The sequence below is a fragment of the Pontiella agarivorans genome, from assembly GCF_034531395.1.
Classification (GTDB): Bacteria; Verrucomicrobiota; Kiritimatiellia; order Kiritimatiellales; family Pontiellaceae; genus Pontiella; species Pontiella agarivorans.
On the sequence record NZ_JARVCO010000012.1, the window covers coordinates 1,119,888 to 1,143,768 of the forward strand.

General features: G+C 51.7%; 17 protein-coding genes. 7 read left to right on the forward strand and 10 right to left on the reverse strand.

Annotated elements, in window-relative coordinates; all coding sequences use genetic code 11:
• Positions 1-32 precede the first annotated feature (32 nt).
• Positions 33-1,991 carry an RNA polymerase sigma factor RpoD gene (rpoD, locus tag P9H32_RS17595; RefSeq protein WP_322610233.1) on the forward strand — a complete coding sequence of 653 codons (1,959 nt, stop codon included), beginning with the start codon at positions 33-35 and terminating at the stop codon, positions 1,989-1,991.
• Positions 1,992-2,045: 54 nt separating this feature from the next.
• Here rpoD and P9H32_RS17600 read toward each other — a convergent pair whose 3' ends face one another.
• A complete protein-coding gene (locus P9H32_RS17600) occupies positions 2,046-2,438 on the reverse strand; it encodes a hypothetical protein (protein WP_322610234.1) in 393 nt (130 codons plus the stop codon).
• Between the two features lie 222 nt (positions 2,439-2,660).
• On the opposite strand from P9H32_RS17600, the gene P9H32_RS17605 reads away from it, so the two are divergent.
• The 5 genes from P9H32_RS17605 to P9H32_RS17625 all read left to right on the forward strand — a co-directional run bounded on the left by P9H32_RS17605 (position 2,661) and on the right by P9H32_RS17625 (position 9,823).
• Positions 2,661-4,472, forward strand: coding sequence for a phosphoenolpyruvate carboxykinase (GTP) (locus P9H32_RS17605; protein WP_322610235.1), 1,812 nt, complete (start codon positions 2,661-2,663; stop codon positions 4,470-4,472).
• 516 nt (positions 4,473-4,988) lie between these two features.
• Positions 4,989-5,204: a hypothetical protein gene (locus P9H32_RS17610; RefSeq protein ID WP_322610236.1), complete on the forward strand. Its 216-nt coding sequence runs from the start codon at positions 4,989-4,991 to the stop codon at positions 5,202-5,204.
• Between the two features lie 64 nt (positions 5,205-5,268).
• Entirely contained in the window at positions 5,269-6,993 is a 1,725-nt protein-coding gene (locus P9H32_RS17615; RefSeq protein ID WP_322610237.1) for a sodium:solute symporter family transporter, read from the forward strand.
• A 15-nt stretch (positions 6,994-7,008) separates the two neighbouring features.
• The gene (locus tag P9H32_RS17620; RefSeq protein WP_322610238.1) at positions 7,009-8,427 is read left to right on the forward strand and encodes an arylsulfatase; all 1,419 of its coding nucleotides are present in this window, start codon (positions 7,009-7,011) and stop codon (positions 8,425-8,427) included.
• A 223-nt stretch (positions 8,428-8,650) separates the two neighbouring features.
• Complete coding sequence (locus P9H32_RS17625) at positions 8,651-9,823, forward strand: AraC family transcriptional regulator (RefSeq protein ID WP_322610239.1); 1,173 nt, start codon at positions 8,651-8,653, stop codon at positions 9,821-9,823.
• A 228-nt stretch (positions 9,824-10,051) separates the two neighbouring features.
• On the opposite strand, the gene purM is transcribed toward P9H32_RS17625, so the two are convergent.
• Together purM and P9H32_RS17635 are read right to left on the reverse strand one after the other, a co-directional pair.
• Positions 10,052-11,089, reverse strand: a complete 1,038-nt coding sequence (gene purM, locus P9H32_RS17630) for a phosphoribosylformylglycinamidine cyclo-ligase (protein ID WP_322610240.1) — start codon at positions 11,087-11,089, stop codon at positions 10,052-10,054.
• Positions 11,090-11,248: 159 nt separating this feature from the next.
• Positions 11,249-12,031, reverse strand: a complete 783-nt coding sequence (locus P9H32_RS17635; RefSeq protein WP_322610241.1) for a Nif3-like dinuclear metal center hexameric protein — start codon at positions 12,029-12,031, stop codon at positions 11,249-11,251.
• A 111-nt stretch (positions 12,032-12,142) separates the two neighbouring features.
• On the opposite strand from P9H32_RS17635, the gene P9H32_RS17640 reads away from it, so the two are divergent.
• Positions 12,143-12,478: a rubredoxin-like domain-containing protein gene (locus tag P9H32_RS17640; protein WP_322610242.1), complete on the forward strand. Its 336-nt coding sequence runs from the start codon at positions 12,143-12,145 to the stop codon at positions 12,476-12,478.
• A 45-nt stretch (positions 12,479-12,523) separates the two neighbouring features.
• On the opposite strand, the gene P9H32_RS17645 is transcribed toward P9H32_RS17640, so the two are convergent.
• The 7 genes from P9H32_RS17645 to P9H32_RS17675 form a co-directional block, all read right to left on the reverse strand.
• Positions 12,524-15,385, reverse strand: coding sequence for a choice-of-anchor Q domain-containing protein (locus P9H32_RS17645; RefSeq protein WP_322610243.1), 2,862 nt, complete (start codon positions 15,383-15,385; stop codon positions 12,524-12,526).
• Between the two features lie 363 nt (positions 15,386-15,748).
• Positions 15,749-17,620 (reverse strand): choice-of-anchor Q domain-containing protein, encoded by a 1,872-nt coding sequence (locus P9H32_RS17650; protein ID WP_322610244.1) that lies wholly within the window; start codon positions 17,618-17,620, stop codon positions 15,749-15,751.
• A 259-nt stretch (positions 17,621-17,879) separates the two neighbouring features.
• Positions 17,880-18,323, reverse strand: a complete 444-nt coding sequence (locus P9H32_RS17655) for a hypothetical protein (protein ID WP_322610245.1) — start codon at positions 18,321-18,323, stop codon at positions 17,880-17,882.
• Between the two features lie 23 nt (positions 18,324-18,346).
• The gene (locus tag P9H32_RS17660) at positions 18,347-20,164 is read right to left on the reverse strand and encodes a V-type ATP synthase subunit I (RefSeq protein WP_322610246.1); all 1,818 of its coding nucleotides are present in this window, start codon (positions 20,162-20,164) and stop codon (positions 18,347-18,349) included.
• A complete protein-coding gene (locus P9H32_RS17665) occupies positions 20,161-20,748 on the reverse strand; it encodes a V-type ATP synthase subunit D (RefSeq protein WP_322610247.1) in 588 nt (195 codons plus the stop codon). Before P9H32_RS17665 ends, P9H32_RS17660 begins: the two co-directional genes overlap by 4 nt.
• A gap of 80 nt (positions 20,749-20,828) precedes the next feature.
• A complete protein-coding gene (locus P9H32_RS17670; RefSeq protein WP_322610248.1) occupies positions 20,829-22,127 on the reverse strand; it encodes a V-type ATP synthase subunit B in 1,299 nt (432 codons plus the stop codon).
• Complete coding sequence (locus P9H32_RS17675; RefSeq protein ID WP_322610249.1) at positions 22,117-23,859, reverse strand: V-type ATP synthase subunit A; 1,743 nt, start codon at positions 23,857-23,859, stop codon at positions 22,117-22,119. Before P9H32_RS17675 ends, P9H32_RS17670 begins: the two co-directional genes overlap by 11 nt.
• Positions 23,860-23,881: the final 22 nt, after the last annotated feature.

The window sequence follows — 23,881 nt, forward strand, 5'->3', positions numbered from 1 at the left end:
TGGACTGTATACTTTTATAAATAAGGATCAACATGGCTGTTTCGAAAAAGAAGACCTCTGCGAATAAAACTGCTGACACCACAAAAAACTCCAATAAGCCCGCGTCCGAAAAGGAAACAACCAAACCGATCAAAGTTTCGAAGAAAGCCGCCGCTCCCGGCTCAAAGCTGACTCCGGCAAAAAAAGCTGCAAAGAAGGCCCCGGCAAAAAAAACGGCTGCGAAAAAAGCACCGGCAAAAAAGAAAGCGGTGAAAAAAACCGAAGCGGCGGAATCGAAACCTGTGGTTGCTGAAGTGCCGAAAACGCAGGAGCAGAGAGTTGCCGCCACGGTTGCTGCTGTTGATGAGGCCACGGCGGGCGGTGTTTCTCTGATGGATCGCGAAGAGCGCAATGACCGCATCAAAGAACTGATGGCGCTGGCCTCTGAACATGGCTTTCTGACCTTTGAAGATATCAATGAAGCCTTTCCGGAAGATCTGGTTGTTGTCGAAGACATCGATAAAATTGTGGGGCTTCTCCAAAGTATGGAAATCGACATTATCAAGCAGGATGATGTTGAAGAATATCAGGCACGGCTCGAAAAAGAACAGGCTGACAAACAGAGTGCACGTTCGGATGTGCTGGACGACCCGGTCAGAATGTACCTTAAGCAGATGGGTCAGGTGCCGTTGCTGACGCGTGAGCAGGAGGTGGAAATCTCCATGCGGATCGAAGAGGCGGAAATTGCAACCACCAGTATGTTCAATCGTCTGGGGTGTGCCAAAGATGCTTATCTCGGTGTCATTGAGCGTCTGGAGCAGGGTAAGGAGCGTTTTGACCGCATTATCTCCGATAAACATGTGGAGTGCCGTGAGGACTATTTCAATGATCTGCCGAAAGTACTCAAGGGAATCGATCGGAACAGTGATCTGAAGCTGAAGTACTATCTGGAATACACCAAAGCGAAGAAGGGCAGTCCTGAAGAAAAGAAAGCTTTGAAAAATTTCGACAAGGCGCAGGGACGGCTTTCGGATTATTTTAAGCAACTGCACTTCAAACAGAAAGCCATTGAGGATGTGGTTCCTGAAGTGGATAAATATCATCACAAGATGGAGCATCTGCTCAGCGAAGTGGACCGCCTGAAAAAGAGCCGCGCAAAAAGTGCAAATGCTGATTTGCGTGCAGTTCGCAAAGAGATCAAAGAGCTTGAAACGTATTTGAATATGGAGCAGAAGGAGTTTGAAAAGCACTATGCGGACCTGCGGGTCTGGCTCCGGAAGGGTCTGAAAGCTAAAACGGAAATGATTGAGGCCAACCTGCGTCTGGTGATTTCGATTGCGAAAAAATATACTAACCGCGGCCTCTCGTTCCTCGATCTGATTCAGGAAGGCAATATGGGCCTGATGAAAGCGGTGGAAAAGTTTGAGTACCGTCGCGGGTATAAATTCTCCACCTATGCAACGTGGTGGATTCGCCAGGCGATCACCCGGTCAATTGCCGACCAGGCTCGTACGATCCGTATTCCGGTTCACATGATTGAAACCATCAACAAGCTGATGCGTATCCAGAAACAGCTGCTTCAGGAGTTCGGGCGCGAAGCCTCGCCGGAAGAGCTGGCGGATGAGATGGATCTGCCGGTGGAACGTGTTCGCGCTATTCTTAAAATTGCGCAGCAACCGATTTCACTGCAGAGCCCGATCGGAGATTCCGACGATACCCATTTCGGTGATTTCATCGAGGATAAGTCGGCCGAAAAACCGGATGAAATGACCGCTTTCAGTCTGCTGAAAGAGAAAATCGGTGATGTGCTGATGACGTTAACCGACCGGGAGCAGGAAGTGCTGACGCTCCGTTTCGGCTTGGTGGATGGTTATCCGCGTACGCTGGAAGAAGTTGGTCGGAAGTTCAACGTAACGCGTGAACGTATTCGGCAGATTGAGGCGAAAGCACTGCGTAAAATGCGCCATCCGACCCGTATTCGGAAGCTCGAGGGGTTCCTCGACGGCGAATAATTCAATGCCGGGAATTGAAAGCCGCCGCTGTTAACGCAGCGGCTTTTTTTTTGTTCAGTCGAGACTTAGATCTCCGTGAATGCGGAGGTGGTTTTTCTCTTGATCGACAAACAGTTGGTTCTCAGGAAAAACGGACGGCAGTTTTTCCTGAAGAAGGTGCTGTACGTTGTCGCGCATCTCCTGTTTGACGGTGTCGGGTACGCGACCGAGGGTGGAAATGCGGATGCTTACCACGTAGCCGGGACCGAATTCAGAGCCGAATCCTGCGGAATAGGAGGCCCCGACATTAATAAGGCCATCCATTTCGGGATTCGAAGTTGTGCCTTCGGGGGGGCGGTTGGGATGCCGTGTAAAATATCCGCTATATTCAGTTTCAAGAATGCGGTCGATTTCATCGAAAACATGTTTTAACTTCTTTTCCCATTCTCTGGCTTTTGCAGTACGCATGAAAACAGAGAGCCAAAATTCGCTGGCTGTTTACAAGCGGTAACTGCTGAAAACCGTTATTCGGCGCGTGATTCAAACGTGAATAATATGATGGTTTTTTGTATATTATTCCTTACTCGCAATAGGTATTTTTTTACTGATTGATTTGACTTTGAGCGTTGGTCGCTTATGATTTCCGCTTTTACCGAAAATTGGGTGTAATATAACTTAGGAGGTTACAAAATGAGTGCTCCCACAACGAATCAGAAGCTGCTGGACTGGGTAGCTGAAGTAGAAACCATGTGCACACCGGATCAGGTGGTATGGTGTGACGGTTCCAAAGAAGAATATGACCGCCTGATGGCCGAGATGGTTGAAACAGGAATGGCGATCAAGCTGAATGAAGAAAAACGCCCGAATTCTTATGCGTTTAACTCCGATCCTTCTGATGTTGCCCGTGTTGAAAGCCGTACTTTCATTGCTTCCGTTAAGGAAGAAGATTCCGGCCCGACCAATAACTGGGTGGACCCGAATGAGCTGAAAAAGACCATGACAGAACTCTACACCGGCTGCATGAAAGGCCGTACAATGTATGTGATTCCGTTCTCCATGGGTCCGATCGGTTCTCCGATTGCTAAGAATGCGATTGAAATCACCGATTCGCCTTATGTGGTCACGAACATGCATATCATGACGCGAGTTTCTACAGAAGTTCTGCGTTTGATTGAGAAAGAAGATTTCTTCATTCCCTGTCTGCATTCCGTAGGTTCTCCGCTGGCCGAAGGCGAAAAAGACTGCCGCTGGCCGTGCGCCCCGATCGAAGACAAATATATTGCCCATTTCCCCGACGAAAACCTGATCTGGTCCTACGGTTCTGGATACGGTGGAAACGCGCTGCTGGGTAAGAAATGCCTGGCGCTGCGTATTGCATCCGCCATGGCCGGCCGTGAAGGCTGGATGGCTGAACACATGCTCATTCTGCGCTTCATCAGCCCGGAAGGTAAAAAATATCACGTGGCTGCGGCGTTCCCGTCTGCCTGCGGTAAAACCAATCTCGCCATGCTGCAGTCCACCGTACCGGGCTGGAAAGTGGAAACGATCGGTGATGACATCGCCTGGATGAAACAGGGTGATGACGGCCGTCTGTATGCCATCAACCCGGAAGCCGGCTTCTTTGGTGTGGCTCCGTTCACTTCCAAAGAAACCAACCCGATGGCCATGGCCTCTCTCGACAAAGACTGCATCTATACCAACGTGGTTGTGACACCGGATCTGGATGTCTGGTGGGAAGACATGAATGTGCCGATCGAAAAAGGTACGGATTGGCTGAACCGCCCGTGGACGCCGGACATGAAAGATGAAAACGGCAAGCCGCTCAAGGGTGCACACCCGAACAGCCGCTTCACGGCACCTGCAAGAAACTGTCCGTCGATCTGCCCGGACTGGGAAGATCCGGCCGGTGTTCCGATTGATATCTTCGTATTCGGTGGTAAACGTACTTCCACCGTTCCGCTGGTTCACGAAGCCTTTGACTTCGAACAGGGCGTATTCATGGGGGCAACCGCTTCCTCCGAGCCGACCGCTGCTGCGCTCGACCTCGGTAATGTTTCCCTGCGCTTCGACCCGTTCGCCATGACGCCGTTCATCGGCTACCACGCCGGCGACTACATGCAGCATTGGTTCGATATGGGTGAAAAACTCGGAGACAAAGCTCCGAAGGTTTTCTATGTGAACTGGTTCCAGAAAGATGAAAATGGATTCATCTGGCCTGGCTTCGGTGAAAACAGCCGCGTACTGAAATGGATGTGCGACCGTGTAGACGGAAAAGTCGGTGCCCGCGAAACAGCGATCGGCCTGATGCCGGAAGATGGCGACATCAACCTCGACGGTCTGGACCTTTCGGCTGATGCCTGGGAAAAACTGATGAAGGTCGACAAGGATGCTTACAAAGCGACCGTGGCTGACGCTCGTGCATACCTCGCCAAGTTGGGCGACAAACTGCCGGCGAAGATGACGGAACAGCTCGACAAGCTCGAAGCTCGTCTGAATGCCTAAGGTAAATCCGGACAGCTGATCTTCGGATCAGCTTTCTGATAAAGCGTTCTCCGTTCATTCGGAGGGCGCTTTTTTCATATTCAGCCCTGATGCATTACAAAAAGGACTTGGCGGCCTGCTTTTCAAATCTCTGCTTAAAAATATATGCCAGTGGGGGATGGGGTTATGAGATTATTTTTATTCTTCGGAGCGGAATGCTGTTTCAGCTATTGCTGATACAGTGATTTCGGGGAAAATTGATCGGATCGAAGATTGCGAGAGCATCGGGTTTAACGTTCATATGGCTGAAGTCTGAGCCGGACTTTCGGTTCTGTTATTTTCATAACTCTTTTACCTTCTCATTTGAGGAGTCATGCGCCAAAACCTAAATTAACCCGTGGTCCTAAATCTTAAGTCAGTCTCTCCCTGCCCATACTGATCAGTGGATGGAGCCAGATAGATATCAGTACAGTTTTGGAAAATTTGTCGGGTATCACGCTTAACCAAAAGACGAAGTGTGAGCGGATCGACATTAAAATGAACATCTTCAGTGATCGATTTTTTCTGCTGTCGTCTAAACAATTCGGCTGGGCGGTAAGCGGCGCTCCGGATAAGTATCTTTGCAGTGAAATGATTTCCTCTGTGAATATAGAGGATGGCCGTTTAAGTTTGGAACTTGAGGAGTTGGTTGAATATTTGTTCTGGTACGAGGAGAAAGCCCCGTTTCCGATGATGGACTTATTTCGCTTGTAGCATCCAATTTGTGGAAGATTGCTCCATCGGTTAAACGGATGGAAATAAAGGCAGGATAGAGCTTATGTCGCTCATCGATTACATCGTTATTGTTTTATATATCCTCGGCATCGTTGGTTCCGGAATGGTCTTTGCCGGAAAGATGAAGAACTCCAAGGATATGTTTGCCGCAGGCGGACAGTCCCCGTGGTGGGTTTCGGGGCTCTCTGGTTTCATGACCATGTTTTCAGCGGGCACCTTTGTCGTCTGGGGGGGCATTGCCTACAAGTTCGGGTTTGTGGCCGTTGCCATCAGTATGTGTTATGGCATATCCGCGCTGTTGGTTGGCTGGTTTCTGGCAGGATACTGGCGCAAGCTTGGAGTAAACTCCGCGGCGGAATTTCTACAGTTGCGTTTCGGAGGATCTATTGTCCAGTTCTACACTTGGTTTCAGGGAATCATCGGTATCTTCGGGATGGGGGGCGCGGTATATGCGCTGGCGAAAATTGTTTGCGCGCTCATGCCACTACCTGAGGGGCACATCCTTGCAGATCCGGCCACGGGACAGCTGTCCGTTCCCTTCACCTCGGTCACGATCTGTGTGATGGTGATCCTGATCACTTTTTCCGGTGGACTGTGGGCGGTACTGATGACCGACGTGCTCCAATTTGTCATTTTGACCGTGTCCGTGATTTTTGTCGTTCCCCTGATCCTGGGGAAAGCCGGTGGCTGGGGGGCCTTTATTGATGCGGCACCCGAAGGCTTTACCTCACCGGTGGCCTCGGATTTCACTTGGTGGTTCCTTGTCGGTTGGGTGGTGATCCACTTCTTCAAGATTGGTGGCGAATGGGCGTTTGTACAGCGCTATACCTGTGTGCCTTCCGCCAAAGATGCCAAAAAGGCTGCGTATATTTTCGGGGTGATGTATTTGGTGAGCCCGATCTTCTGGATGATGCCCCCGCTGGTTTTCCGGATTTTGAATCCGAGCGTGGATCAGGAACAGGCCTATATTCTTGCCTGTCAGTATGTGCTTCCCGCCGGCATGATGGGCCTGATGGTTGCGGCCATGGCCTCCGCCACTGCGAGTATGGCCACCACACAGCTGAATGTCTTTGCAGGTGCCTTTACGACTGAGGTGTATCAGCGGCTGATCAACAAATCTGCAACGGACAAGCAGCTGGTTACGACCGGACGGGTGTTCACCGTGGTTCTGGGAATGCTGGTCATTGCAGGGGCGCTGTTGATCCCGCGTTACGGATATACCCGCTTCATTCTTGATCTAACCACCTTGCTGACCGGACCCTTGGTTTTACCAACCATCTGGGGTTTGTTTTCCAAAAAGATTGGTATGAAAGCCGTGTGGGCAACGACCCTCATTGGATTTGCTGCGGCCGCACTGGTGAAATTCGGTGTCGCAAACGGAGGTTTCCTGACCGGAGTCGGCTTCCTGCAACCCTTGATTGAATTTGTGGGAGCACATATGCGGATTTCTGATCTGATGGTGGGAATTCTCGTTCCATTCATTGTGCTGGTGATTCTGGAGCTATTTGAAAAACATGAGCACCCCGGATGGGAACGCGTTATGAAGTCGAAAGCCGATTTTCATGAAGTCCCAACTCAGAAATCCTCCAATATGCCCGCCAAAATGGTCGTGGTTACCCTGGCGGTGATCGGGATCATGATGTCGGCTCTTGCTCTGTTCAACCGTGCGGAAGGGAAAGTGCTGTTCACCTTCTCTCTGGTACTGTTTGGTATCTCCGGTCTCGTCTTTTTTCTGATCCGCAGAACCGAATCCTCCGCAACCATCTAACCGCTGAGAAACGCTATGAAAAAGTTGGTCATTCTGATTTTCCTGTCTGTTGGTTTTTTTGCTTCGAATGTCTGCGCCGAGCGCACTGATGAATCAACTGTATTGCCGAACATTATTTATATTCTGGCAGATGATTTGGGATATGGGGATTTGAGCTGTTACGGGCAAAAAAAGTTTCAGACGCCGAATATCGATGCGCTCGCTGAGAAGGGGATGACGTTTACGCAGCACTATTCTGGCAGTACAGTTTGTGCGCCATCTCGATGTTCTTTATTGACGGGACTGCATCAGGGGTATGCCGCAGTACGCGGTAATCTGGAGCGTCCGCCGGAAGGGCAGATGCCGATGCTGAAAGGCACGTATACCATGGCTGAGCATCTGAAGAAGGCCGGATATAGAACCGGCATATTCGGAAAGTGGGGGCTTGGATATCCGGGAAGTACAAGTGATCCATTGAACGTCGGGTTTGATCGTTTTTACGGCTATAATTGCCAGTATATGGCGCACAGCTATTATCCGGCATGGCTTTGGAGCGATACCGAGCGCGATTTCCTCTGGGGAAATGTCGGTTCGTTTCACAAGGATTATGCGCCGGACTTTATTCATAAAGAGACGTTGGACTTCATTCGCGAAAACAAGGACCGCCCGTTTTTTGTTTATTATGCACTCGTGCAGCCGCACGCGGATATGATCGCGCCGGAAGAGTATATGAATAAATACCGCGGGAAATATCTTCCGGAAAGTTCGTATGATGGAGGTTATTACTGCGCTCAGCCGGAAGGGCACGCCGCGTTTGTGGCCATGGTCGATATTATGGACACGTATGTCGGCGAAGTGATGGTTGAGCTTGAAACGCTGGGCATTGCACAGCATACGCTGGTGATATTCGCGTCCGATAACGGAGCGCACAGTACAGGTGGACACGATGCGGCCTACTTTAATTCGACTGGCGGATTTCGTGGTAAAAAGCGTGATCTCTATGAAGGCGGTGTGCGGGTGCCGATGATTGCAACTTGGCCGGGGAAAATTAAGGCCGGTTCGGAATCGGACCATATTTCCGCATTTTGGGATTTCCTGCCGACGGTAGCGGAGATCGTGAAGGTCCCGCTTACGGTTAAGACGGATGGTATTTCCATACTGCCGACGTTGCTGGATCAACCGGGACAGCAACGTCATGATAACCTGTATTGGGAGTTTCACGCACGCGGCGGGCGCGTTGCGTTGCGCAAAGGCAAGTGGAAAGCAGTACGTTATAATGTGACTCAAGATCCTGATTCCACCTTGGAGCTGTATGATCTGTCGACCGATCCGACCGAGTCTCGCAATTTGGCGGGTCTATATCCGGAGGTTGTGGCTGAAATGGATGCAATTATCCGTAAGTCCCGCACCCCGTCACCACACCCGGAATTCAACTTTCCGTCCCTGAAAAAATAAGGTCGCTTTGGTCGGGCTGAGGGCGACCGCGCGAGCCCTGCTCCTTACAGGAGTTGAACTGATTGCGTCATTGGTCGAAATTGTTCATTTCCATATGCGAATCACAGACCGCATGGTGGGCATTCTGATTCCGTTTATTACAGGAGGCTTGGTGGTCTTGATGCGAAATAAAAAGGACGGTAGGACTGGAATTAAGGTTTGATTCCTGCGAAAAGACAGATGCATGGCACATAATTCAAATATTCCTAACATTGCTATTCTGGTTGATACTGCAACCGGCTGGGGGCGGCGAGTGGTTCGTGGCATTCTCTCCTATGTTCATGAACATGGGCCATGGCATGTATGGGTTAAGGCTGCTGACCGGGAAAGCATTCATGACCTGCCTCCAGGATGGAAGGGCGATGGGGTCATTGCGCGTATCTCCAATCCGGGCATTGCGAGTAAATTGAAAGACAGCAGTCTTCCGGTGGTTAATGTTTCCGGGGTGCAGATTCATGATTTTCTTTCGCCGCGCGTTACGACGGATACGAAGGCCGGGGCACGGATGGCCATGCAGCATTTTATGGATCGGGGATTTAAAAACTTTGCCTATGCAGGTCCTGTTGTTCAGCCGGTGGTTGAACGGCATCTATGTGCTTTTGAAAGGGTGCTGACAGACGAAGGGTTTCCCTGTCGGACCTGCCCGATATCGCTTGAGGATGAAACACGTGCTTCGGATGAGATTCAGAGGGAGCTTTGGAGCTGGTTGGTGTCATTGCCGAAGCCGGTGGGCATTCTGACCTGGGGGGCAGCGATCGGGCGTAATATTATTGATGCGTGCTTGCATGAAAATATATCCGTTCCGCATGATGTGGCGGTGCTGGGTGGAGATTTTGACGAGCTGCTGTGTGAAGCATGTTATCCGGCACTTTCCGGAATCGTTACACCGGCCGAGCAGACTGGCTACAAAGCGGCGCAGCTGCTGCATGAGATGATGCAGGGGAAAACGGTGTCGATGCAACCGATCTATATTCCGCCCAGCGGGGTGGAGAGCCGGTTGTCGACCGATACCGTGGCTGTGGCGGATCCCAGGTTGGTTGAGGTGATGGATTTCATGCGGAAGCACGCGTATGAAGAAATTAGTGTTGCTGATGTGCTGAAGGCGGTGCCGATGGGACGTCGTGTGCTTGAGCGGAAGTTTAAGCTGGTATTCGGGCGAACTCCATTGGAGGAAATACGCCGGATGCGAATTGATAAAGCCCGAAAACTTTTGGCCGAAACAGACCTGTCTATGCAGGAAATTGCGGAAGCATGCGGGTATGCCACATATAATTATCTGACTCAGATTTTTAAGCGGGTAACCGGGGTTTCGCCTTCGGTCTATCGGAAACAGCAACGTGGCTGGAGGGATGTATAGGCTGGCAGAATGATGCGGTTTATGGTTAGCAATGTGATTCTCGGAGCTGTGGTTCCGTATTTTCGAACGCCAATGTGTCGACAGAAATTCAGACGTTATGTTCGGAAAATCCGGAAAATTTAATTTTCTGATACATTCTACGCAGAACGGATTGGGGTTTTCCGGTAAAAGCAAAAGGCGCCGCCGCTTTTGCGGGACGCCTTTTGCTTTTTCCAGAGATTGGAAGAATCAGTTGATCAATACCGATTTTCCGGAGCCTGGAACAACTTCGCCGATGATGAGGGCTTCCTGATTGCTGGCTTTCAGGATTTCGAGGGTGGAATCGACATCGTCTTTAGCAACCATGATGACGTAGCCGATGCCCATGTTGAAGACGCGGAACATTTCTTCGTGATCCACATCGCCTTCTTCTTCGATGAATTTGTAGATGGCCGGAACTTCCCAGGTGGAGCGGTCAAACCGGGCATCGAGTGTTTCGGGCAGTACCCGCGGTACGTTGTCGTAAAGCCCGCCGCCGGTAATATGCGCCATGCCGTGCACATCCACCTTTTCGAGCAACGCCATAACGGGATGCAAAAAAGAGGAATGGATGGCCAGCAGCGCATCCTGGAAGGTGACGTCCGTGCCCGGAACCATATCATCCAGCTTTTTGCCGGCTTTTTCAAAAATCACTTTGCGGGCCAGGGAGTAGCCGTTGGTCTGCAATCCAGTGGAGGGCAGACCGATCAAAACATCGCCTTCGGTAATTTTTTCGCCGGTAATCACTTTATCGCGCTCGACGGTACCGACGATGGTGCCGACAAGGTCGTATTCACCTTCCGGATAGAGGCCGGGCATTTCAGCAGTTTCTCCGCCGAGCAGGGCGGCGCCGTTTTCGCGGCAGGCTTTGCAGAAGCCGCTGACGACTGCTTCGAAAACTTCCGGAGCCAATGAGGCGGTGCCGAGGTAATCGAGGAAGAAGAGGGGTTTGGCGCCCTGAACGAGAATGTCGTTGGTGCAGTGATTCACCAGATCCTGACCGACTGTGTTGTGAATGCCGGCCATATTGGCGACTTTCAGTTTGGTGCCGACACCATCGACGGAGCTGACGATCAGGCTGCCTTCGCCCGGCGATTTAAACAGGCCGCCAAAGGAGCCGATTTCGCTGACGACACCCTCGGTATTGGTGGAGGCCACGTCTTTTTTGATGTTCTGCAGCGAGCCCATCATGACATCGATATCTACACCGGCTTCGGCGTAAGCTGATTTTTTCTTGTCTTCACTCATTAAAGCATCCCTTTCTGAAAAATAATGCGCGGATTAAACCCTCATACGCCTTTTCAAACAAGCCTCTTGGAGCAATTATTGGTAATAAATTGCGCAAAGGCGCAGAGGTGCAAAGCTTGTTGGATTGGATACTTGGCGACTTAGCGTCTTTGCGCGAGATTATCCAATGATTATGGGATCGGCGTCAATTTCCGAGCATTGGATGTCCACGCCGGCTTCCAGTGCCTTTTTGAGGATTTTTCCAAAGGTTGGAAGATAGCCCCGTTCGGTGTTGGTGTGTTCGCACAGAATCACATGAGAGCCGCCCAGCGTGGCGGCCAGCACGTTATGGTGGCTCATTTCCCCGGTGAGGTAGCAGTCGGCTTTGACGCCTTTGAAGGCTTCGGTCCCGGCCCCGGCGCAGAGGGCAACGGTTGAAATCGGGGTGTCTTCAGCGGCAGAGGCGATCCGGACCGATTTGAGCCCGAGGTGTTTTTTGATCCGCGCGGTCAGCGTTTTCAGTTTCACCGGTTTTTTAAGCTCCACCAGACGCCCTTGGCCCGCATCGGAGTTTTCCAAGGGGTGGAGAACCGAAACGTCGCCGTCGCCTACGCCATCGGCCAGCCAGTCATTTACACCGCCGATTACGGCATCCAGTGCGGTGTGGGGAGAATAAACCGCGATGTTTTTCTGAATCAGCTTCATGACGGTGCGGTCGTAGGCATTTCCGGCAGAGAGCCGTTTTGCACCGTGAAAGAGAATCGGGTGATAAGCGATGATCAGGTCTGTTTTTCCTGCAATCGCTTCATCCGCGACGGCTTCGGTCAGGTCGATCGTCAGCAGGATTTTTTTCACGTTCCGCGGTTTGAGCGGATGGATCAGCAGTCCGACGTTATCCCACTCTTCCGCCAGATTCAGCGGGGCGATATTTTCCAAGATCTGTATGACGGTTTGTAATTTCATGAGCCGAGTATTGCACATGAGATTTTGTCTTAAAAAGTGAAATGTGCCGGTGGTACCTTGTAAATTTTTCTGTTCGTTTTAGGATTTCCGCACACTAACCAAGGAGACGTAATGAAAAAATGGAAGTGCGAAGTATGCGGTTACATTCATGATGGGGATGAAGTCTGCGATACCTGCCCGAAATGCGGGGCTCCGGCTGAAAAATTCACCGCACTGGATGAAAAGGCGGCGGGATTGATTGAGCGTTCGCGTCATACGAATGCCCTGCATGCGCAACTGATTGATCTCGCGCGCCAGATTGAACGGGTCTGTGAAGACGGTATCGAAGATGCGCTGGATCCGGGATGCGTTAACGTGTTCGAGCAGTGCCTGAAAATGTCCTACCTGCAGATGAAGCTGGCGATGACCGAAATGCAGGGCCACATGGGCAAAGGGAAGTGGGGATAGCATAAAATAGAGGGGCATCGGCTTCGATGCCCGACTTCACCGTCTCTACGGGCCGGGTGGTTCGGAACCGTAGACTTCGTAGAAACGGGCATCGGCATTCGGGGCCGTGAATTCGATGTCAATCCGGCCATCGCCGGGATAGGGGGTGGCGGTGAATCCGGTGAGGTTGGTGAACGGTGAGCTGATGAGGTCCGGGGTTTTCAGAATGCCGATGGAGAGCGTGAAGGAGTTGCTTGCGGCGTTATAGGTCAGGAAGGGCCGGTCGAGCGCCAGTGCCTGAAATGCAGCTTCGGTATATAGCCCGTAAACTTCCGGGCTATCCGTGACATTGGATTCCCCCTGGGCAATTAGATTTTGCCGGCCGGAAGGTGACAGTATGGTCTGCATGCCGGCGGCGATGGGATCAAAGCCGACAGGAAAGACGGTTGCAGCATCATAGATACTGCCCGGCAGTAAATATGCGGGGTCGGTCAGGGAAAGATCTTCACCGACCAGCCAGCCATTGAATTCGACCGCGCCAATATCGAGTCGCGGTGTAACGGCCATGCCGCTTCGCATCACACGCGGCATACCCCGCTGATCCTCGTTGGGGGTATTTTCATCGGCAACTCCAGTGTCGATGGCGGAGGAACCCATCAGCGGGGGCATCGTTTCGGTGAGACCGCCATAGTTTCCAAGCGGAGCCAGCAGGGCCGGTCCGTCGATAATATTATGAGTGCCTGAATAGCTTCCGGTAATCCCGACGGTGGTATTGCTGCTGTTCAAGTTTCCGACGGCCAGAACATGATTCAGTTCAGTTGTGCCGGCCAGATTGTAGATGCCGCCATAACCCTGATAAGCCCGGTTTGTGGCAATGGTGGTGTGCTGAGCGCGGAGGACTGCGTTTGAATTATAGATCGCCCCGCCGTGCCTGACGGCAATGTTATCCGCTATCGTGACATGATCCAACTCCAGCGTATCGGTATGTAAATAAAAACCTCCGCCGTCCATTGTGGCCCGATTATGCGCGACCGTACTGCTGCTGATGTCTGAAGCACCTGCGTTCAAGTAGAGCGCACCGCCTTTGCGTGAGGCGTGGTTTCCGGCTAAGGTGCTTTGGGTCAAGTTGAGTGAGCCCGGGGATGCATTCAGGTAGATTCCACCGCCTGCTCCGGCGGTAAAATTCTGCGAGACGGTGGAGGTTGCGATGGTGAAGGCGGCGGAGTCGCTGTATATACCACCGCCTGCGCCTGAACTGCTTGAGATCCGGTTGCCATTAACGCTTGAATTCCGGACAGACACGGAACCCGCTGCTGCATATATGCCGCCGCCATTTCCCAACGTGGCGGTGTTTACATGGATGGCTGTATTGCTGATGGCGTGGTTGCCTGCCGCAAGATAAAGCCCGCCGCCATTGCGCGCGGCGTTGTTTTCAACCTCCGAATCAGAAATGTCGAGCGAACCATCCGCAAGATAGAGGCCTCCTCCGCCTGTTACGGCGGCATTATTTTCCAGCTGCAGGGCCTGCAGGTTGTGGCTGCCTTCGCGGATGAATACACCTCCGCCGCCGCGGATATCGATTGCATTATTTGCACTGTTGTCTGAAATGACCGTGTTGGTGAGGGTTGAATCGCCGCTGTAGATATAAAGGCCGCCGCCTATGGTATAGGCATAATTGTTGGTGAACAGAGAATCCTGAATGAGCAGGGAGGCCGTGTTGGTCGGCCCATAATGAGCCAGGCCGGCTCCGGAAGAAGCCGAATTGTTCTTAAAAATAGAGTTGTTGATTATGAGGTCACCCTGATTTAAGAGGGCTCCACCCAGGCTGCCCCAGTTTCCGGTGAGCGTTGAGTTGTTGAGGGTGAGGGCGGCATTTGGGAGGATGGAAATTGCACCGCCACCGTTACCTACGCCCTGAGCCCAACCGTTGCTCAGAATGAGTGAATCGAACCGGTTCGTTGTATTGCTGTATATACCGAAAATACGATTGCTGTTCAGTACTCCATTTCCATCGATGATCATGCCGCCGGGAAGGGCGGAGGCATCAATCGTGACGCTTTCAGTTACATCGAGCCGTCCGTTCGTCAGCAGAATAGTTTGATTCTGCAACGCTGGATCGAACGTGATTTTTGAAAAGGCGACCGCAGAGTTATAGTCGACGGCATCGCGCAGGGAAACGTTGGAGGTTGCAATACCATCGTTTTCATCGGTAGTAGTATTCACCACCAGTTGCTGGATTTCCACCGCTCCTATATCGATATGGGTTCCAGATATCCGCGGAGCATCGCGTTGATCGACAGCAAGGGTATTTGCACGGCTATATCCGCCATCAATGGCCGGCGAACCCGGCAGCGGTGGCATCGTGATCGTTTCACTACCGTAGAAGCTCGGAGCCGCGAGCATGGGGGCTCCATTAATTAAATTATGCGTTCCAATCACAACACTGGGCGAGTTGTTATAGTTGGCGCTTGCTCCGCCATACCCAATGTTATTCGCAATGATGGAATTATAGGCTGTGATAAATCCTTGATTGTAAACGCCCACGGAATTAGCCCCATAACCGACATTTTCAGCGATCGTGCAACTATACAATTTGAGCCCGCCATCGATCGCTGATATCGCACTTCCATAGCCACCCGATGTATTCAAGGCAAAGGTTACGTTGCTCATGATGGAAGGGGAAGAGTCGAGCGATAAGTATCCTCCGCCGGCAGCATCGGCATCATTATTGATGACGGCCGAATTCACCAACGTAAAATCTCCTCCTCCGATGGCGATGCCTCCGTCGCCACTGGTTTCTGCTGTATTCTCTTCAATCAGCAACTGCTTGCCGACGATGGCTCCACTGGCAGAAAATATGCCTCCTCCGCGATATTGCGCGCTATTAGCACGTAGGTGGGTCTTATTCAGTTCAACAGAACCGCCCACGTTATAAATTCCGCCTCCGATGCCATATGCATCCGTTATATAATTCCCATCGATAAGGCAGTCGTTCAGATTCAGCGTGCCGTACCCATTGTAAATGCCGCCGCCCGCTTCCCGCGCCCGGTTCGAAGATAGCGAGCAGTTTGTTAAATTAAGGATGCCTTGTTTATTATAAATGGCTCCGCCGTTTATCGCGACATTTCCATTTAGGTTACAATTATTAAGCTTGAGGGTTGCGTATTGTAATAAGATGGCACCTCCCTGCGTGTCTAAGGCTCGATTTCGGCCACGCAAGATCAGCGAGTCAATCGTCACTTCTGTGGATGAACCATTGATCGTGAAAAAGGTAGATCGTGATGGATTTGTTCAGTACAGCTGGATCTTGTTAGGGAGGTTGGATGCATCAATCGTTAAATTTTGGTTGATGGTGAACTGGCTGTTCGTTTGGGCCAAGATCTGTCCGTTCAGCGCCGGATCAAATCCGATGCTGCAGCCGCCTCCAATTGAACGGTTGTACTGAATCGCTTCGCGCAAAGAGATGCCGTTTGTGAAAATAGTGTCTACAACATCATCGAGAATCGTGACCCAAATCGGATCCTCTAGCGGGGTCCACTCCGCCGCTCCAATATCCTGCCTTCCGACGGTGACGCGGATTTCATCAATACGTTGTTCGGAAAAACCGCTGGCGGTACGCGCACCAAATGTAAAGCGGTCGCCGGGGGTGGGACTATAATCGGTTTGAATATTTTCCAGTACATTCGATCCGTTAAACCAAACATTCAGTATGCCTTCAGGATCGAGTTGAATCTCGATATCGTGCCATTTGTTCGCGTCAGTGAACCGACCGAATGGAATCGGGGAGGTAAATGTTAGCGGATCGTCGGTGGTGCGAATATACCGGAACGCGGCATCCGTTGGATGGTTCCCGTTGTACAGGTTAAAGCTGACGGCATGTCCATCGGTGGTGATACCGTTTTCTCCAACAGGAACAGTCGGGGCCGGACCAAAAGAAAAACTCATGCCGTCTGCTGGATTATATACGCTATTGGAAGGTGCCGTATAACGATATTTAAAGGAGGCAGAAAAACCAGCCATCAGGCCAAGGTCCGGAAGAATCAGCGATGATTTCTGCCACTCGGTTTCCGGCGTGAGAAGAAAACTATTATTGGTGATGGTTCCGGTTTCAGGAGCACTGCCTTCTGTCACAATCATGACTCCGACTAAATTGGTATTAGAGAAAGAATAATTAGCTTTAGCTTCACCATATATGCGGGAGTATCCACGTTGATCGGTCGAAAAGTGAAGCGATGTTCCGGTATCAATGGCCGGGCTTCCCGGTTGAGGCGGCATGGATGGAGTCGGGCCACCATAATCACCAAGCGGGGTGAGAAGAGCATCGATATCAATTAAATTATTGTGACTCGAATTCAGGGTTCCATCGATGTTGGGCGACACCGGAGCGCTATTTCCGCATACGATCGAGTTGGTGATATTGAATGTTCCGCTGTTAAAATAAATCGCACCGCCTGAATTGCTCGATGCATTCGAGGAAAATGTTGATTGAAGAATGGTCAGGTCGCCGGAAGTGATCGATAGCGCGCCGCCTGAATTGGTTGAAAAATTATCTGCGAAGGTGGATTGGGTAATCTTGATAGGACCGGTGATGCTTTTCAGTCCGCCACCCGATGATGATGTATTCCGTGCAACGGTTGATTGATCGATGGCAATCGTGCCTGTTTCGTTAAATATTCCACCGTCTGGATTATCAGAGATTTCCGTTTGGAAGGTGTTAATGATCCCGTTGTAATTGTACATGCCGAGATCTGAATTTCCGGAAATGGTCGAGCGAACCAGAGAGACTTCGCCGTAGGACGTGTAAATGCCTCTGTCATTGGACTGGACGGTGCAGTCCGTCAGCTCGACATACCCATAACAGAAGATACCGCCGGCCCCTCTGCTCTGCGAATTGTAAGTGCCATTTTGAATCGTCAATCCATGTAGGTGATTGCTCGACGAATTTGAAATCACGAAAATCCGTGACAAATGTGCTGCATCCAAAATGATCCCCTCCGCCAGAGCGGAGGCATCAATTGTTTCATTTTTTCCAAGAGTCAGCTCACCGCCGGTGAGATGAATGGTTTGGCCTGAAAGATTGGTGGAGAAGGTGATGACTTCATCCAGGGCTGCATCAAGAATGGCCTGCCGCAGGCTTCCTGGTCCGGCATCTTCCGTATTCAAAACCACAAGAGCCAGAGCCGGAGTGTGGACCAGCAGGAGGCCGGCCGAAAAGAGCAGGCGTATGAAAAAGCTGAAAAAATTAGAATTCATTATGAGGCCTTTCGGATTGTAGAAAGGACCATAATGACCGTGTATTATGTTTAGAAGATTATATTCGGTCTAAATATTGATTTGGCAGGTCCCGTAACACGGGATAAAAACGAAAAAACGCCCGGTCGCGGAAGCGACGGGCGTTTTCTGTTTCCAATCATTGGAAAATTTAGAGGGCTTTCTGGATGAAAATCATCACGAAGAGGGCCACGGTTTCCACGATACCGAGAACGGTGAGGTAGTTACCGAATCCCTGTCCGGTTTCGGCAAGAGCGTCAGAACCTGCCGCACCGGCTTTACCCTGATACCAAGCAGAGAAGCCCATGGCAATACCGCCGATAATGCCGGCATAAAGATGGGCATTGCTCGGTTCAGCGGCATTCAGAATGAAGTTCATGAGCAGCATGCCGTATATGGTCTGCGACAGCGGAGCACCAATGAATACGAGCAGGATGAAGGGAGCGGCTTTGCCCTGCAGGTAGCATTTTTTCCATGCGCCGATACCGGCCATCCCTGCGGTTCCTGTACCCAGTGCTGATCCGATTGCGCCGAATCCGAGTGCCATTGCAGCTCCGATTTTTGTTGCTTCTGCTGCTGTGATTGCGATGTCCATTGTATTACCTCCTATTGTCGATTCTAATTATTTAAAGTTTCGTTTTTCTTCTTAAACGGGTTGTAGTGAATACCGCCCCATTCCACACCGGCGTGTCCCGAGAATTCCAAAGTGTTCAGGCGAATGCCGTGTACCAGGATACCCATTGCACAAAGAATGATGTTCAGTCCGTGACCGAGAAACAGGATGAGGGCGGCACCGAGCGATGCGAGCCCTTTGAAGCCCATACCCAGAGCCATTTCATTGAACGCAACGGCGATGGCGAGCGAAGCCGCACCCACTGCATAGAGACGTACATATGAAATGATGTCCACGAAGTTGTTGATCAGATCGAGCGCCAGTGTAACCAGGCCGAAGAACTCTTTTTTGGCCAGCAGACTGATCAGGATCAGGAGTGCGCCGGAACCGACCATTCCGCCGAGGATATTTTTCGACATCATAGGAATCGGAATGGCATCAGCGCCGATCACCATTTCCAGGACCAGGAAGAACAGTCCCCAGGTGGAGAGAATCCAGCCGAGATCTGAGAGGCAGGAAACACTGTTTATTTTTCGGATAAAGTTCCAGACGTGAGCAATGGTGATGTGGACAGCACCGATGACAAAACAGATGAACATGATGTTGTTTGCTGCCACATCCGGATCGCGGAGTCCGGTCTCTGTAGAGAGTCCGGTCATGAAGTCATTGGTGATTGCCTGAAGCGGCGCCGGAAGGCTTTCGGTTGGAATGCCGAAATAGTTTCCGGTAAGTCCTCCGAAGATCACGCAACAGGTACTCATGATCAGCAGCAGGTTCAGCCCCGGCTGAGCGGCTTCATTACCTTTCGTCTTCACCTTGCCAAACAGTGTGAGTCCGATGAACAGCAGACCGTAGCCGGCATCGCCGATGAGGAAGGCGAAGAAGATGCTGAGGAAAATCAGAAAGATGGCACTGACGTCCAGCTCTTTGTATCCGGGGACAACGCCGATTACATCCAGTACGGCCTGAATCGGTTTGACCCACTTCGGGTTGCGCAGGAGGGTGGGGGCTTCATCTTCGTCGGTAACATCCTCAAAGGTCAGACCCCAGCCATACTCGGCAGCCGCTGTTTCGATCTCGCTCTCGCGGTCTGCTGGATAAAACCCTTTAAGATAAACGATGGCCGAGTCGGTGCCCATACCGGCCTGCGTTTCCAGATAGGTCACTTTGTCGGCGGCGGCGTCTGCAATTTTATCGACGAGGGCTTTATCGCCCGCATAGCTCTGCAATTCGGCTTCCGTTTCTTCGAGGCCTTTTTCCGTTTTTTCGAGATGACGCTGAAGGCGGCTCAGGGAACGGTCGGGCAGCCGGATTTCGTGAGCCGGAAGGGTGAACATTTCGCGGGATACCGCAAAAACATACCGGTCTGTTTTGTCGCGGCTGATTTCTTCAATGGCGACGCTGTCCGGGATTTCGCAGGGTTCTTTGAGCGACAGCTTATAAAGCTTTGCATAAACCCCTTCGGCCTGCAGCTTTTTGAGGTCGCGCGGATCAAATTCTCCAAACGGGGAAATACGCTCAATTTCATGTTTGAGGCCCTGCAGCTGTTCCTGCAGCTGTTTCTCTGTTTCGAGAAGCTTCCATACGGCATCAACCAGCTGGTCGGCATCTTTGCCGGTCGGATCGGTGTCGGGACGGGCGCGCAGTACTTCCTGGGCACGCTGTACATACAGCAGGTGGTTGCGGGCTTCTTCCAGTTTTCCGCTGGAAGGTGCCTGTACGTGTTCAATGTGCACGACTTTGAGGGCGCGCAGTTTTTCCAGCGTAGCGTCCTGTTGCGAACGGGTGCACAGGAGCGTAAGTTTCTTCATTTTTACGATCATGCGTTTTTCCCCTTCGCGATTTTGGATCGGGCCACGGCGGCAGTCTGCTGATCCCCCATGAAAATACGGATGACGCGGATATTTTCCTTCGCTTCCGGAATCTTGACTTTTTCGAAGAGGTTCACGCGCTGGGTGGTGGTCCGCAGTTCCTCACCAAGCAGACGGTGCTGTTCTTCCAGAATCTGGCGTTCCACCCGCAGACGGGTCAACTGTTTGAGGGTGTTGACCCCTTCATCGGTCCAGGCTTCGGTTTCGAAGAGGTTCATTGGGATCTCTTTGAAAACCAGATCGTCCAGAATCGGAATATTTACCCCGGCAATATTGCCATGAGACGTCTTCAGCGTTTCCAGTTCAGCATAAGGACCCAGATCAATCGGTTCGGAATAGAGCTGAATCCATGAGCTGAGCTGCGCGCGGGCTTCCTGCTCTTCGTCGCGTTTTTCCTCAATTTCCTGATCGAGGCGGCGCATCTCCATCTGAAGCTGCTGCTTTTTGAGCTGGAGCGTCGGCAGGTAGCGCTGGAACCGCTTAAGCGAATCGCGCTGCGTCTTGAGCTCGTTTTTGGTTAATTTAATTTTTGCCATGATTTCCTATCCACAGATTACGCAGATTTCCCTGATTATTAAATCCGTGCTAATCAGTGAAATCTGTGGATTCATCCTCATTAACCCTTCGGCCAGAATTGGTCAGTGTACTTGGATTGAATACCGGTTTCTGAAGGTTCAAAACAGTCGGCCAGGATTTTCCAGCCGTTGTCGAGGGCTTCTTCGAGCGGGGTGTTGACGGTGATATCCATCATGCTGGTTTCAAATTTTTCACCGTATTTAAGCAGCTTGGTATCCCAGTCGGACATTCGGAATCCCATCGACTGTTTTTCGAGGGTTTCTTTATAGTTTGCGTAGAGCTGAATCATGGTGTCCATGATAACCCGGTGGTCTTCGCGGGTCCGGTCGTTCACCTGCTGTTTCAGACGGGAGAGCGAGCCGAAGGGTTCAATACGTCCGTTCTTGAGATAGAACTGACCTTCGGTGATGTAACCGGTGTTATCCGGAACCGGATGGGTCACGTCATCGCCCGGCATCGTCGTCACTGCGAGCAGGGTGATGGAGCCGCTGCCTTCAAAGTCCACGGCTTTTTCGTAACGGGCCGCGAGCTGGGAGTATAAATCGCCGGGATAGCCGCGGTTCGATGGAATCTGTTCCATGGTAATCGCCACTTCCTTCATGGAGTCGGCAAAGTTGGTCATGTCGGTCAGCAGCACAAGTACCCGTTTGTCTTCCTGGGCGTACTGTTCGGCCACCGCCAGCGAAACATCGGGAACAAGCAGACATTCAACCGTCGGGTCGGATGCCGTGTGGACGAACATCACGGTGCGGGAAAGGGCGCCGCTTTCGTCCAGCTTGTCACGGAAGAAAAGATAATCGTCGTATTTGAGGCCCATGCCGCCGAGGATAATCACATCCACTTCGGCCTGCAGGGCGATCTGCGCAAGCAGGTCGTTATAGGGCTCGCCGGCCACCGAGAAAATCGGCAGCTTCTGCGATTCGACGAGGGTGTTGAACACATCGATCATCGGAATGCCGGTACGCACCATATTCCGCGGAATGATACGTTTTGCCGGGTTAACAGAAGGACCGCCGATTTCGATCATGTTTTCTTCGATTTCCGGGCCGTTGTCACGCGGTTCGCCGGAACCGGAGAATACACGGCCGAGCAGATTGTCAGAAAACGGAATCTGCATGGTTCGGCCCAGGAAACGGACCTTGGAGTCGGTGCCGACACCTCGACCGCCGGAGAACACCTGCAGATATACGTCTTCTCTGTCGAGGCGGATGACCTGAGCCATTGACACGCCGTGATTGGAATCAACCAGAGCAAGCTCGCCGTTGATGACGCCGTCAGCTTTAACCACGATCACGTTACCGGTGATCTGTTCAATACGGTGATACACTTTATTCTGCATAGTCAGAAACCTCCGCGAGCGCTTTACTCATTTCCTCTTCAATTCTCTTAAAGTCATCGGACTGGAATTCACTGTTGTTCCAGTCGCGGCAGGTCTGCGTGAGCTGCTGGAAGAACGAACGGGCTTCCCCTTTGTCCTTAAATTTCATTTTGGTATCCAGCAGTTTAAGCAACCGGTCAAAAACATATTCCTGACGTTCGACCGAGTTGGCCGCATCGGTTTCGTTGAAAGCGTTCTGCTGGAGATAGGTGGCATCGATATATTCTGATTTCAAGTACAGCACGAAGTCATCTATTGAGGTGCCTTCTTCACCGACCACTTTCATCATCTGGCCGACTTCTGAACCGTCGCGCAGGATTTTCCGGGCTTTGGAAACCTTATCCAGTGGAACGACAGAAGGATATTTGCTCCAGGAATCGAGCGGGTCGATTGCCGGGTAGCGGCGGGCATCGGAACGGGCACGCGAAAGACCGTGGAAAGCGCCGACCACTTTCAGGGTGGCCTGCGTTACCGGTTCTTCGAAGTTACCGCCGGCCGGTGAAACGGTTCCGCCAATGGTGACCGAGCCGGTTTCGCCATTGTTGAGTTTCACCACTCCGCCACGTTCATAGAATGAGGCAATCACGGATTCCAGATAAGCCGGGAAGGCTTCCTCGCCGGGAATTTCTTCCAGACGACCGGACATTTCGCGCAGAGCCTGCGCCCAGCGGGAGGTAGAGTCAGCCAGCAACAGAACGTCGAGTCCCATTTGGCGGTAGTATTCGGCCAGCGTTACGCCGGTGTAGACGGATGCTTCACGGGCCGCTACCGGCATGGATGAGGTGTTACAAATGATGAGCGTACGTTCCATCAGCGATTTTCCTGTACGCGGGTCGGTCAGTTCCGGGAATTCTCGGAGTGTTTCGACCACCTCTCCGGCACGTTCGCCGCAGGCTGCAATGATCACAATATCCACATCGGCATTACGTGATATAATCTGCTGCAGTACGGTTTTACCTGCACCGAACGGACCCGGAACACAGAAGGTGCCGCCTTTGGCAACCGGGAAAAAGGTATCGATGGTCCGCATGCCGGAAGCCATGGATTCGGTTGGACGGAGCCGTTCCGAGTAACATTTGATCGGCATTTTCACCGGCCAGATCTGCATGATTTTGCAATCGCGGGTGTTGCCTTTATCGTCTTCGAGCGTTGCGATAACCTGCTCAACGGTATATTCGCCGGCCGGAGCGGCTTCTTTCACTTTCCACTTACCGCGGAGGTTGAACGGGGTCATGATCTTGTGATCATAGAGCCCTTCCGGAACCGTTCCCAGCGTGTCGCCGGCAATTACGGTGTCGCCGACGTTTACGACAGGGGTGTAATTCCATTTTTTATCGCGAGGAAGCGGATCGAGGTATTTGCCGCGCTGCAGGAAGAATCCCGATTCTTCAGCCAGACGGGGGAGAGGATTCTGAAGGCCGTCAAAAACCTGTGTCAGCAGGCCGGGACCGAGTTCCACAGAAAGCAGGTCGCCGGTGAATTCAACCGGGTCGCCGACTTTCAGGCCGATCGTATCTTCAAATACCTGCAGTTCGGCGCTGTTGCCTCGCACACGGATAACCTCCGCTTTCAGCTTAAGGTCGCCGGAGCCGACACAGGCGTAGGCCACTTCGTTCTGGATCACGGGTTTATCAAACTCAACCTTCAGCAGGTTGCCGTTTACCCCGATTACTTTACCGATGTTTTCGCTCATAATCTTTTTCCTCTATCCCAAT